The organism is Streptomyces curacoi, assembly GCF_001513975.1.
Lineage (GTDB): Bacteria > Actinomycetota > Actinomycetes > Streptomycetales > Streptomycetaceae > Streptomyces > Streptomyces curacoi.
Window position 1 is genome coordinate 1 of the sequence record NZ_KQ947988.1, and the last position, 13,169, is coordinate 13,169.

Below are 13,169 nucleotides of genomic sequence, written 5' to 3' on the forward strand. Positions count from 1 at the left end.
TGGGGTTCGTGTCGATGACCGCCACGCGGTTGGTCTTGCTCTTCAGCGCCTCGGCAAGGGCGCCGTACACGTCCTGGGGCGTGACCGCCGTCTTCTTGCCGTTGCCCCGGGTGATCAGCACCCCGTCGAAGGCGCCGCCGTACAGCTGCTTCAGCGCGTTCAGGTCGGGAGCCTCGACGAGCTTGCCGCCCACGGCCTTGACCCGGAGGAACTTCCACAGGGACTTCTCCGGGCTCATGAGGAGTGGGCTCGCCCCCTTCGCCTGAACCGTCACGGGCGCCGACATCGCCGGCTCGGCGAACTCCTTCATGAACCGGTCGACCTCGGCGTTCGAGACCGTCGGCTGCTGGGTGGTCGTCGGGACGGTCACCGGGTCGCTCGCACCGGTCTCGACCTGGGTGCGGTAGGCCTCCTCGACCGCCGCGGTGGACTTGGCGACGTCGATGCCCTTGCCCGGCTTGCCGTAGACGGCGACGGCCTTGCCGGACTCGAACCTGATCGTGCCGTCGGTGACCGAGCCGGAGCCGCCGGAGGCGTCCTCCAGGGCGGCGTGCAGCTTCTCCTCGTCGGTGGGCATGACCGGGTCGACGACCCGCTGGTTGCCGAAGAGCGAGCCGATGACCGAGACCGGGTTGTAGTCGCTGGTGGCGGCCGTGCTGACGGTCTGCTGCATGTCGAACTGCAGCCCGGCCTTGTCCGGCTCCAGCGTCACGGTCTTGCCGCCCACCGACAGCTTCAGCGGCTTGCCGACCCGCTCGTCGAAGGCGTCGTTGAGCTTCTTCACCGCCTCGTCGCGGGTGCCGCCGCCGATGTCGACGCCGAGCACGGTGGTGCCCTTGGGCACGTCGGAGTGGTTCATCAGCAGGCCTGCGCCGTAGACGCCACCGGCGAGGACGATCACGCCGCCGCCGATCAGCGCCAGCTTGTTGCGGCCCTTCTTCTTGGGCGCGCGGGCGGCCGGAGCGCTCGGCGCGGCCGGTTCGGGCAGCTTAGGGGGCGTGTGCGGCCCGGGTGCGTCGGTGCTGCCCGGGCCGAAGGGGCCGGAGTGGGTGCCCGGGGGGATGACGGGGATGCCGCTGGTGACGGTGTGGCCGGAGACGTTGTCGGCGACGCCGCCGTAGTGCGGGCCGCCGGGCTCGGGGGCCGGCTTCTGCGGGGTGAGGATCGCGGTGTCGTCGCTCAGACCGCCGCCGGGGCCGTGGCCCGTGGTGTGCAGGGCGGTGGCGGGGCCACCGGGGCCGCCGGGACCGCCGGGACCGCCCAGACCGGCGGGGCCACCGCGGTCGGCGGGCCTGCCCGGGCCGCTCCCAGGAGCGCCCGGTCCACCGGGGCGCCCCGGACCGCCCGGACCACCCGGCCCGAGTCCGCCGCCGGCGACCGGCGGCACCGCCGGGCCGTCGCCGGTGACCGGGCCGGTCGTCGGGCCCGTGGGACCCTGCGGGCCGCCCTGGCCGCCACGGCCGCCATGGCCGCCGAAGTCGCTCGGGCCGTTGAAGTCGGCGGAGGGGTCGAAGCCGTCGGGGCCGCCCTGGGGGCCGTAGCCGTTCTGACCGTGCTGGCCGTGCTGGCCGCCGCTCCCGTTCTCCGAGAAGTACGGCAGGTCGTCACGGCGTCCCTCGCCGCCGGGGCGGGAGCCGTTGCCGCCGCCCAGCGGGCCGGCCGCCAGCGCCTCGGTCACGTCGAAGGAACCGGTGCCGCCGCCGTGCCCGGGAGCCACCGGGCCGCCGGTCGCGCCGGGGAGCCCCGCGCCGTTCGGGCCACCGGGACGGGAGCCGCCGGGCACGCTCATCGAACCGACGACACCGCCGGGCCGCCCTGCACCGGCACCTGCACCGGCACCAGCACCCGGACGCGCACCACCGGGCGCACCGGCACCCGTGCCCGCGCCCCCCGAGCCGCCCGCACCGGGGCCCGAACCGCCTGGCAGACCTGTCCCGTTGGCGGGCGTGCCGCCCTGACCGCCCTTGGTCGGCGCGGACTTGCGCGGCGCGAACCAGTCGCTCGTCTTCTCCTCCGCCCGGCCCGTGGGTTCGGCCGGGGACGCGACGGTGCCCGTGGAGGTGGACGTGGCGGCGGAGGGCGTCGGCGGCTCGGTGTCCACGCTGTCGCCGGCGCCCTCGGCGTCCGTGACGGGCTTGCGCACGACGACCGGCGGAATGGGCCGCGATCCTGGGATGTTGATCCGGATCCGGGTCGTCAGCGTGGTCTCGGTCTTGCGTTCCTCCGGTTGCGTGGCCGAACGGCCCGCGCCCGCACCGCTGTCGGAAGCCATGGGGGTCCCGTACGGCGGCGTGCCCGAGGGGTAGGCGGCTCCGCCGCTCCCGTTGGGCCCGGAGGACGGAGTGTCAGTTTCACGACTCAAGGCAGGTTCTCCCGGTTGGCTCCGCCGCCCGTTCGACCTCATTGCTTCGGGCGGCTCGGCGGCGCGCACCACCATACTGGCCACTTCTGGCCCGTATCCCATGACCGCATGGGAAACCCACACGGGACTCGCACGAGCGCCTGGTGGAGAAGTGGTACGTCACTTGCCAAGTCGGACGCCGTCGCCACCGGGTTGCCGCAGCGGCGTGAGGGTGGCACAGATCACAGCCACGGCCATGCCGCCGAGCAGGAAGAGGTAGGAGGCGGCGCCCGTGCCGAAGACGAAGTCGCCTTCCGGACGGCTGGCGGTGAGCAGGATGACGGTGACCATCCAGCCACCGGCGGGCGCCACGGCCCCGGCGCGGCTGCCCGTCGCCCGGGCGGCGCCCAGGCAGAGCCCGGCCTCGCCGGCGAGCGCGAGCAGCAGGCCGCCCGGGAACCACGCGGGCTGCACCAGCGCCCCGGCCACCCCGACCACGGCGCCGAGCACGAAGAGCCCGAGGTAGGCGAGGACCCGCGGGCCGGACGGCCGCTTCAGCGGCTGGGCGGGCATCGAGCTCATGACGCCTCCTTCACGGTGACGGCACCGGCGACACCGGCGAACAGGTCGGACTCCTCCCGCGCAGCCCGCTCCCCGCGCACCAACTCGTAGTACTCGGTGGTGAAGAGGGGCTGTGCGAGTTCGTTGGAGAGCGCGAAGTACAGCTCGGCCACGTCGATCTGCGTGGCGTGCGCCCGCATCGCGGCGGCTTTGGCGGCGGCGTACGCGGTGCCGTCGATCACGGTGGTGATCCGCTCGTCGTCGACGACACCGGGTACGTCGGCGACGGTGGCGGCCTTGCCGAACGGCAGCCCGGGCAGATCCGCCCGAAGCCGGGCGAAGGCCTCCTCGGCGACCGTGCGCGGGACACGGTTCCAGTAGATCTTGGGGATCTCCCACCCGGCGTCGGCGGCCAGCTCGGCCGCGCGCATGGCGATGCGGTGGGCCTGGATGTGGTCGGGGTGGCCGTAGCCGCCGTCGGGGTCGTAGGTGACGAGGACCTGGGGGCGCACTTCGAGGATCACCTCGACGAGGTCCCGGGCCGCCGTGTCGACGTCCGCCTGCCACAGACAGGCCGGGTCGTCGTTGTCGGCGATGCCCATCATCCCCGAGTCCTCGTAGCGGCCCTTGCCGCCGAGGAGACGGAAGTCCTCGACGCCGAGCTCGCGCATCGCGGCGGTGAGCTCGCCGAGGCGGTGTTCGCCGAGCTCGGTGCCGGTCAGGTGGCGCAGCGCGGGGGGAATGACCTCGCCGTGCTCGCCGAGGGTGCAGGTGACCAGGGTCACGTGGGCACCCTCGGCCGCGTACTTGGCCATGGTCGCGCCGTTGTTGATCGACTCGTCGTCCGGGTGCGCGTGCACCAGCAGCAGACGCCGGGCGGAAAGGTCCGTCATGGACCCCACCCTACGAGGCGGCCGGGGAGCTCAGAACTTGATGCTGCCGATCATGCCCGCGATGTTCGTCGTCAGCTCACTGATGGTGGGAGCGACGGTCGAGGAGGCCAGATAGAAGCCGAGCAGCATGCAGACGACCGCATGCCCGGCCTTCAGGCCTGATTTCTTGATCAGCAGGAAGACGATGATCGCCAGCAGCACCACCGCCGAAATCGAGAGTGCCACGGCGGCTCACCTCCAAGAATCCCAGGCGCGGGGGTCGGACTATGGGGGCAGATAAATCCATGCAGCAGCCAGCAGGTTCATACCCACTATGCGGTTGTGATCATAACTATCCGTACGTGCGCATCGATCGGCGCACAGCCGCACAAGGGGGCGCACTGGCCAATATGGTCGGGGCATGACGACCGAGCCTGTCTCCTTCCCCCGACGGCACGCCCGCACCCAGAGGTTCACGCTCGGCGCGCCGCGCGCGTTCACGGTGGCGCCCGACGGCAGCCGTGTCGCGTTCCTGCGCTCCACCTCCGGTACGGACCCGGCGAGTTCGCTGTGGGTCCTCGACACGGTGGACCGCGGGGAGCGCGTGGCGGCCGACCCGCGCGCCCTCCTGGGCGGCACCTCCGAAGCCCTCTCGCCCGAGGAGCGCGCGCGGCGCGAGCGCAGCCGTGAGGGCGGTGCCGGCATCGTCGCGTATGCCACCGACACGGCCGTCGAGTTGGCGTCTTTTGCCTTGTCAGGGCGGCTTTTCACGGCGGAGCTGCGGGCCGGCACGGCACGCGAACTCCCGGTCCCGGGACCGGTGATCGACCCGCGCCCCTCCCCCGACGGACGGCACATCGCGTACGTCACGAGGGGCGCCCTGCGGGTGGTGGGCGCCGAGGGCGAGGGTGACCGTGCGCTCGCCGAGCCGGAGTCGGACGGGGTCACCTACGGGCTGGCCGAGTTCATCGCCGCCGAGGAGATGGGGCGCCATCGGGGCTTCTGGTGGGGCCCGGAGTCGGACCGGCTGCTCGTGGCGCGCGCGGACGACACGCCGGTGCAGCGGTGGTGGATCTCCGATCCGGCCCGTCCGGAGCGCCAGCCGCAGCGGGTGGCGTATCCGGCGGCGGGAACCGCGAACGCGGACGTACGGCTGTTCGTGATCGGCCTGGACGGGGTGCGTACGGAGGTCGCCTGGGACCGGGCGCGCTACCCGTATCTGGCGCGAGTGCACTGGTCAGCGGCGGGTGCGCCACTGATTCTCGTCCAGGCGCGGGATCAGCGCAGCCAGCTGTTCCTGGCCGTGGACCCGGCGACGGGGGCGACCCGGATGGTGCACGCAGACGAAGATCCACAATGGCTGGAACTTTTCGCCGGCGTGCCCTGCTGGAGCCCTTCCGGCCACCTGGTGCGCATCGCCGACGAGGGCGGCGCGCGGGTCCTCACGGTGGGCGAACGCCCGCTGACCGGACCGCAGTTGCATGTCCGTGCGGTCCTGGACGTCTCCGACGACGACGTGCTGGTCTCGGCGTCGGCCGGTGAGGCGGCGGCCGAGCCGGAGATCGGTGAAGTGCATGTGTATCGGGTGAACGAACTCGGCGTGGAGCGCCTGTCGCAGGAGCCCGGCGTGCACTCGGCGGCGCGCGCCGGGGGCGTGACGGTGCTGGTGTCCCACACGCCCGGCCGGCCCGGGTCGCAGGTTCAGGTGCTGCGGGACGGGAAGCCGGCGGCGACGGTCCGGTCGTATGCCGAAGATCCCGGTATGTCACCGCGCATGACCCTCACCGAGGGGGGCGCACGTCGCATCCCGTGCGCCGTGTTCTTGCCTCAGAACCACCAAGGGGATGAACCTCTTCCGGTTTTGCTGGATCCCTACGGTGGTCCGCACGGCCAGCGGGTGGTGGCCGCGCACAATCCGCATCTCACCTCGCAGTGGTTCGCCGACCAGGGCTTCGCGGTGATCGTCGCGGACGGTCGCGGCACGCCGGGGCGCTCGCCCGCGTGGGAGAAGGCGGTCAAGGACGACATCGCGGCGATCGTGGTGCAGGACCAGGTCGACGCACTGCAGTCGCTCGCCGAGCGGTTCCCGCTCGACCTGACCCGCGTGGCCATCCGCGGCTGGTCCTTCGGCGGCTATCTGGCGGGGCTCGCGGTGCTGCGCCGCCCGGATGTCTTCCACGCGGCCGTGGTCGGCGCACCGGTCACCGATCTGCGCCTGTACGACACCCACTACCAGGAGCGCTACGTCGGCCACCCGGCCGAACAGCCGGAGGTCTACCGGCGCAACTCCCTGATCGACGACGCGGGCCTGGTGGATCCGGCCGAGCCGCACCGCCCGATGATGATCGTGCACGGGCTGGCGGACGACAACGTGGTCGTCGCCCACTCCCTGCGCCTGTCCTCGGCCCTGCTCGCCGCCGGCCGCCCGCACGAGGTGCTGCCCCTGTCCGGGGTGACCCATATGACCCCGCAGGAGACGGTCGCGGAGAACCTGCTGCTGCTCCAGCTCGACTTCCTGAAGCGGTCGCTCGGGCCGGCCTAGACAGCGACGGACGACACGCCCGGACAGCAACGGACCGGGGTGACATGGCGCACCCCGGTCCGTTTACGGCACCCGCACGGCCGTACGCTGTTCAGCCTGACGCGTCCGTATATCGGAATCGGGTCGGCCAAGTTGCCTGCGTGTTAACGCAGTTCATGTGCGTTTGTGCGGCTATGACTCCGCCTCCGTCGGAACCACCTGCCCCGGCGCGGAGCGCATGACGGACCCAGCCTCCGCGAAGTGGCACGCCGAGTCGTGCGCCTCGGGCCCGCCCCGCCCCCGCAGATGCGGCGGCACCACGAGCGCCGGCACCTCCTGGGCGCAGCGTTCCTGTGCCTTCCAGCAGCGGGTGCGGAAGCGGCAGCCGGAGGGGATGTTCGTCGGGGACGGGACGTCGCCCGCGAGGATGATGCGCTCGCGGTGTTCACGGGCCTCCGGGTCGGGGACGGGGACCGCGGAGAGCAGCGCCTGGGTGTAGGGGTGCGTGGGGTGGTCGTAGATCTCGGCGTCCTTGCCGATCTCCACGATCCGCCCGAGGTACATCACCCCCACCCGGTCGGAGATGTGCCGGACGATGGACAGGTCGTGGGCGATGAAGACGTAGGAGAGGTCGAACTCGTTCTGCAGGCGGTCCATCAGGTTGATGACCTGGGCCTGGACCGAGACGTCCAGCGCGGAGACCGGCTCGTCGGCGACGATGACCTCCGGGCGCAGCGCCAGCCCCCGGGCGATGCCGATGCGCTGGCGCTGGCCGCCGGAGAACTGGTGCGGATAGCGGTTGATGTACTCGGGGTTCAGACCGACCACGTCCAGCAGCTCCCGCACCCTGCGGCGCCGGTCGCCCTTCGGGGCCACCTCGGGATGGATGTCGTACGGCTCCCCGATGATGTCGCCCACCGTCATCCGGGGGTTGAGGGAGGTGTACGGGTCCTGGAAGACCATCTGGATGTTGCGGCGTACGGCCTTCAGGGCGCGGCCGGACAGCTTGGTGATGTCCTCGCCCTTGTACTTGATCGAACCGGCCGTCGGCCGCTCCAGGTTGACCAGCATCTTGGCGACCGTCGACTTGCCGCAGCCGGACTCACCGACGATACCGAGGGTTTCGCCGCGGCGGAGCGTGAAGTCGACGCCGTCGACCGCCTTCACCGAGCCGACCTGCTTCTTGAAGAGGATGCCCTGGGTGAGCGGGTAGTGCTTGTACAGCCCGCTCACCTCCAGGATCGGTTCGGCCGACGCGGTGGCCGGGGCACTAGCCATGCAGGCACTCCCTCCAGAAGTGGCAGGCGCTGCCCCGGTCCGCGTCCGAGTCGGTGACCTCGTACAGCGGCGGTACGTCCGTCCGGCACACGTCCTGAGCCAGAGGGCAGCGGGGGTGGAAGGCGCAGCCCGGCGGGATGTCCATGAGGTTGGGGGGCAGGCCCTTGATGGCGTAGAGCTGCCGGCCCTTCTGGTCCAGCCGTGGGATGGAGTCCAGCAGGCCCCGGGTGTACGGGTGGGCGGGGGCCTTGTAGATGTCGTGGACCGGCGCCGACTCGACGATCCGGCCCGCGTACATCACCGCGATCTTGTCGGCCACGTCGGCGACCACGCCGAGGTCATGGGTGATCAGGATGAGCCCCATCCGGTACTCGCGCCGCAGCTCGGCGAGGAGTTCCATGACCTGGGCCTGGACGGTGACGTCGAGGGCGGTGGTGGGCTCGTCGGCGATGATCAGCGCCGGTTCCAGGGCGAGGGCCATCGCGATCATGATGCGCTGGCGCATACCGCCGGAGAACTGGTGCGGGTACTGCCGGACGCGCTCCTTGGCGGCCGGGATGCGCACGCGGTCCATCAGCTCGACGGCCTTGGCGCGCGCGTCCTTCCGCGACATGCCCCGGTGCACGACGAACATCTCGCCGAGCTGGTCCCCGACGGTCAGCACGGGGTTCAGCGACGACAGGGCGTCCTGGAAGATCATCGCCATCTCGGCACCGCGGACCTTGCGCCGCTCCTCTTCCTTCAGCCTCAGCAGGTCCCGCCCCTGGAAGAGGATCTCGCCCCCGGTGATCCGCCCCGGCGGCATGTCCAGGATCCCCATCACCGCCTGCGCGGTCACCGACTTCCCGGACCCGGACTCCCCGAGCACGGCGAGCGTCTCACCGGCGTCCACGCCGTAGTCGACACCGTTGACGGCCTTGGCGACGCCGTCCCGGGTCCGGAACTCCACGTGCAGATCACGCACTTCGAGCAACATGCCGCCGGCTCACCTCAGCTTCGGATCGAGGGCGTCGCGCGGAGGGCGTCCCGCCGAGTGGTACGGACATCAGGACGGCGCCGATCCGCGTGGCCGGGGGCCACACAGGCCGGGCACCGGATCGGCGGCCGACATCCGGCCGCACCGACCCACATGAACCGGGGCCCCACAGACCAGGAACCGCACCGCCAACCGACACCCGACCGCACCCGCCCACATGAACCGGGGCCACACAGACCAGATGCCGCACCGCCAACCGACACCCGACCGCACCGACCCACATGAACCGGGGCCACACAAGCCGGATACCGCACCGCCGACCGACACCCGCCGGCGCGGCGAAGCCGCCGAACGGCCCGGCCGCACCACCCGACGGGACGTGGCCCGCAGCGCACCGCGTCGCCGAGCGGGGCGAAGCCGGACCCCTGATCGCCGGGGCGTCCGGCGGCCACGGCGACGACGAGCCATGCGGGGCGTGACACCGCCGCCTCACCCACCCACCAGGCACGGCCACCACAACGCCACGACCGCCGCCGACCGCCCCTGACGCACGCCGATGCCGTGACCGCCGGCGCACCGGACGGCCACAAGACCGCCTCCCCACCCACCAGGCACGGCCACCGCCACGAGCACCGCCGACCGCCCCTGACGCACGCCGACGCCCTGCCCCCCGGCGCACCGGACGACCACAAGACCGCCTTCCCCACCCCCAGCCCTCTCCCGCACCGCGCCGCCACGACGTCCTCACCTCAGCCTCGGGTCCAGGGCGTCGCGCACCGCGTCGCCCAGCATGATGAAGGCCAGGACCGTGATCGCCAGCGCGCCGGACGGCCACAGCAGGGCGTGGGGAGCGTTGCGGATGTACGGGGAGGCGGCGGAGATGTCGATGCCCCAGGACACGCTCGGGGGTTTCAGGCCGACGCCGAGGTAGGACAGGGTCGCCTCCAGGGCGATGTACGTGCCGAGCGCGATCGTCGCGACGACGATCACCGGGGCGATGGCGTTGGGCGCGATGTGGCGGAGGAGGAGGCGGGAGTTGGAGGCGCCCAGGGCCCGGGCGGCCTGCACGTAGTCGTTCTGTTTGGCGGTGATGACGGCGCCGCGGGCGATGCGGGAGATCTGCGGCCAGCCGAGCAGCACGATGAAGCCGATGACGGGCCAGACGGAGTTGCTGGTCACCACGGACAGCAGGACCAGGCCGCCGAGGATGACCGGGATGGCGAAGAAGACGTCGGTGATGCGGGACAGGATCGAGTCGCCCAGCCCGCCGAAGAACCCGGCGAGCGCGCCGAGGACCGACCCGAGGATCGCGACCCCGAGCGTGGCGCAGACGCCGACCGCGACGGACGTACGGGCGCCGTAGACCGTACGGGTGTAGACGTCGCAGCCCTGGCCGTCGTAGCCGAAGGGATGGCCGGGTCCGGAACCCTGCTGGGCCTTGGCGAGGTCGCACTTGAGGGGGCTGCCGGAGGCGATCGCCGAGGGCCACAGGGAGATGAAGACCAGGAAGAGGATGATCAGGCCCGAGACGATGAAGACCGGGTTGCGGCGCAGGTCGCGCCAGGCGTCGGACCAGAGGCTGCGGGGTCTGCCCGCGGGGCCGGTGCCCGCCGGGCCGCCCGCAGTCTTCTCCAGGGTCTCCGCCTCGCTCGTGGCCAGGTCCATCGCGCCTCCCATACCGGTGCCGGCGATCGCACCCTCGGACTGGAACGACTGGTCAGGCATAGCGGATCCTCGGGTCGAGTACGGCGTACAGGAGGTCGACGACCAGGTTGCAGAGGAGGAAGACGAGGACCAGGACCGTCACGAAGCCGACGACCGTCTGTGTGTTCTGGCGCAGGATGCCCTGGTAGAGCTGGTAGCCGACGCCGTGGATGTTGAAGATCCGCTCGGTGACGATCGCGCCGCCCATCAGGAAGCCGATGTCGGCGCCGATGAAGGTGACGACCGGGATGAGGGAGTTGCGCAGCAGGTGCCGGGTGACGACCCGGTGTCTCGGCAGGCCCTTGGCGATCGCCGTACGGACGTAGTCGGAGCGCCGGTTCTCGGCGATGGACGTGCGGGTCAGCCGGGTGACGTACGCGAGGGAGACGGAGGCGAGGACGAGGCCCGGGACGATCAGCTCGTCGAAGGGCGCCGCCGAGGAGACGGACGGCCGGATCCATCCCCACTCGACGCCGAGCAGCAGCTGGAGCAGCAGGCCGGTGACGAAGGTGGGGACGGAGATGACGACGAGGGTGACCAGCAGGACGCCGGTGTCGACGGGGCGGCCGCGGCGCAGGCCGGTGACGACCCCCAGGGTGATCCCGATGATGATCTGGAGGAGGATCGCCACGATGGTGAGCCGGATGGTGACGGGGAAGGCCGTGGACATCAGCTCGGTGACTTCCTGGCCGTTGAACGCCGTACCGAAGTCTCCGGTGAAGACGTTCCCCATGTAGGTCAGGTACTGCTGCCACACGGGCTTGTCGAGGCCGAACTCCTTCCGCAGCTGGGCGGCCGTCGCCGGGTCGCACTGCCGGTCGCCGCACAGGCCCGCGATGGGGTCGCCCATCACGTTCACCATGAGGAAGATCAGCAGGGTCGACCCGATGAACACCGGGATCATCTGCAGCAGGCGCCGGACGACGTACCGCCCCATGACGGGCTCAGCCGACCTTGATCTCGTTGTAGACGGGCACGCTGAACGGGTTGAGGGCCACGTTCGACAGCCGGTCCGACCAGCCGGCGCTGCCGTTCTGGTACCAGAGCGGGATGGACGCCATGTTGTCCCGTACGACCTCCTCGGCCTTCTGGAAGGTCTCGACGGCCTTGGCCACGTCGGTCTCGGCGTTCGCCTCGTCGACGAGCTCGTCGAACTCCTCGTTGGACCACTTGCCGTCGTTGGAGGAGGCGCCCGTGTAGTAGAGGGGCTGGAGGAAGTTCTGGATCAGCGGGTAGTCCATCTGCCAGCCGGCCCGGAAGGGCCCGGACAGCTTCTGCGTCGAGGCCTGGCTGCGGAAGTCGGCGAAGGTGCCCATCGGGCTGCCGACGCAGGCCCGGTCGTTGTCCAGGGCGTTGTTGATGGAGTTGCAGACGGCGTCCACCCACAGCTTGTGGGAGCCGGTGTCCGCGTTGTACGTGATCTTCACCTGGCCGCCGGGCAGCCCGCCGCCCTCCTCGATGAGCTTCTTCGCCTCGTCGGCGTCGTACTCGCACCACTCACCGCACAGCCCCTCCTTGTATCCGCCGTCCTCGCCGAGGACGGGTGAGGTCCAGTCGGTCGCGGGGGTGCGGGTCTTCTGGAAGATGGTCTCGGTGATCTGCTCACGGTCGATCGCCCGGGACAGGCCCTTGCGGACCTTGTCCGAGCCGTCCTTGTTCCATTTCTTGTCGTAGTGGGGGAAGGACAGGGTCTGGATGATGCCGGCCGGGGTGTTGAGGTACCGGTCGCCGAGGTCGTTCTGGACGTTCCTCAGCTGCTGGGCCGGTACGTCGTCGACGAGGTCGAGGTTGCCGGCCATCAGGTCGGTGTAGGCGGTGTTGTTGTCGGTGTACACCTTGAGGGTGACGCCGCCGTTCTGGGCCGCGTCCTCGCCCGGGTAGGCGTCCCACTTCGTCAGGCGCATCTCCGAGCCCTTGGTGTACGACTCCACGGTGTACGGGCCGTTGCCGACGGGCTTGGCCAGCCAGCCGGCGTGGTCGTCGAAGAAGACCCGGGGCAGCGGCACGAAGGCGTTGTAGCCGAGGGTGTCGGGGAAGCTGGAGAACTTCTGGCTGAGCCGGACGGTGAAGGTCCGGTCGTCGACGACCTTCAGGCCGGACAGCGTCTCGGCCTTCTGCTCGCCCTTCTCCGGGTGGACCTCGTCGTAGCCCTCGATGTAGCTGAAGAAGTAGGCGTTCTTCTGGTTGTTCTTCAGGCTCGCCCCGTAGTTCCAGGCGTCCACGAAGGACTTGGCGGTGACCTTCTCGCCGTTGCTGAAGGTCCAGCCGTCCTTGATGGTGATGGTGTAGTTCCGCGAGTCGGACGTCTCGATCTTCTCGGCGAGCATGTCCTCGGCCTCGCCGGTCTTCGGGTCGTACTGCTTCAGCCCGCGGAAGATCATGTAGAGCACCTTGCCGCCCTGCACCTCGTTGGTGTTGGCCGGCTCCAGCGGGTTCTGTGGATCGGTCCATGAGGAGCTGAGCACCGCGCCGCTGTCGCCACCGCTGCCACCCCCGCCTCCGCAGGCCGTCGCCGCGAGCGTTACCGCCACCGCGCATGCGGCCCATCTGGCGTGCGTGGCTGCGCGCATGGAGTGCCTCCTCTTGACGATCCGTTACGAGCAAATATCGGGGCAAGGCGGACATACCGCACATGCAATCCAGCCGTTGGGGGATCGCGCCATCCGGATGCACGCGTCCATGCGGGCGACGAAACAGACATCCCCGACCCGGGCCCCTCGATCTTCGATGCGGTCCGCAATGGATCTTCGTGATCCGATGCCGAACCGTTGGATTACGACCCTCCGATGTACGCATTTCGACACTGAGGCGTCCGCATATCGAACTCGTTGACCGAATAGTCCAGTTAGTCCGAGTCAAGGCACAGCTCGATCACAGTGCGCTACCCGCGTAGCTACGGAATAGTCAAGGCATAGT

At 70.6% G+C, this 13,169-nt stretch carries 10 protein-coding genes; 1 reads left to right on the plus strand and 9 read right to left on the minus strand.

Annotation, left to right across the window (positions count from 1 at the left end; translation table 11 throughout):
• From AQI70_RS39805 to AQI70_RS16740, 4 genes are all read right to left on the minus strand, one after another.
• On the minus strand, nt 1-2,362 hold a 2,362-nt coding region (locus tag AQI70_RS39805; RefSeq protein ID WP_062151877.1), incomplete at its 3' end, for a hypothetical protein.
• A gap of 159 nt (nt 2,363-2,521) precedes the next feature.
• The gene (locus AQI70_RS16730; protein WP_062150121.1) at nt 2,522-2,923 is read right to left on the minus strand and encodes a DUF6113 family protein; all 402 of its coding nucleotides are present in this window, start codon (nt 2,921-2,923) and stop codon (nt 2,522-2,524) included.
• Nucleotides 2,920-3,795: an N-acetyl-1-D-myo-inositol-2-amino-2-deoxy-alpha-D-glucopyranoside deacetylase gene (gene mshB / locus AQI70_RS16735; RefSeq protein ID WP_062150124.1), complete on the minus strand. Its 876-nt coding sequence runs from the start codon at nt 3,793-3,795 to the stop codon at nt 2,920-2,922. The genes AQI70_RS16730 and mshB overlap by 4 nt, the downstream gene beginning before the upstream one ends.
• A gap of 30 nt (nt 3,796-3,825) precedes the next feature.
• A complete protein-coding gene (locus AQI70_RS16740; RefSeq protein WP_019755516.1) occupies nt 3,826-4,020 on the minus strand; it encodes a hypothetical protein in 195 nt (64 codons plus the stop codon).
• Between the two features lie 175 nt (nt 4,021-4,195).
• On the opposite strand from AQI70_RS16740, the gene AQI70_RS16745 reads away from it, so the two are divergent.
• On the plus strand, nt 4,196-6,316 hold the full coding sequence (locus AQI70_RS16745) for a S9 family peptidase (protein WP_062150127.1): 2,121 nt from the start codon (nt 4,196-4,198) through the stop codon (nt 6,314-6,316).
• A 171-nt stretch (nt 6,317-6,487) separates the two neighbouring features.
• On the opposite strand, the gene AQI70_RS16750 is transcribed toward AQI70_RS16745, so the two are convergent.
• The 5 genes from AQI70_RS16750 to AQI70_RS16770 form a co-directional block, all read right to left on the minus strand.
• Nucleotides 6,488-7,573 carry an ABC transporter ATP-binding protein gene (locus AQI70_RS16750; RefSeq protein WP_062150129.1) on the minus strand — a complete coding sequence of 362 codons (1,086 nt, stop codon included), beginning with the start codon at nt 7,571-7,573 and terminating at the stop codon, nt 6,488-6,490.
• Complete coding sequence (locus AQI70_RS16755) at nt 7,566-8,549, minus strand: ABC transporter ATP-binding protein (RefSeq protein WP_062150145.1); 984 nt, start codon at nt 8,547-8,549, stop codon at nt 7,566-7,568. Before AQI70_RS16755 ends, AQI70_RS16750 begins: the two co-directional genes overlap by 8 nt.
• A 744-nt stretch (nt 8,550-9,293) precedes the next feature.
• The gene (locus AQI70_RS16760) at nt 9,294-10,274 is read right to left on the minus strand and encodes an ABC transporter permease (RefSeq protein WP_062150148.1); all 981 of its coding nucleotides are present in this window, start codon (nt 10,272-10,274) and stop codon (nt 9,294-9,296) included.
• Complete coding sequence (locus AQI70_RS16765; RefSeq protein ID WP_062150150.1) at nt 10,267-11,190, minus strand: ABC transporter permease; 924 nt, start codon at nt 11,188-11,190, stop codon at nt 10,267-10,269. Before AQI70_RS16765 ends, AQI70_RS16760 begins: the two co-directional genes overlap by 8 nt.
• Nucleotides 11,191-11,197: 7 nt before the next feature.
• Nucleotides 11,198-12,823 (minus strand): peptide ABC transporter substrate-binding protein, encoded by a 1,626-nt coding sequence (locus AQI70_RS16770; protein ID WP_062150152.1) that lies wholly within the window; start codon nt 12,821-12,823, stop codon nt 11,198-11,200.
• Nucleotides 12,824-13,169 lie beyond the last annotated feature (346 nt).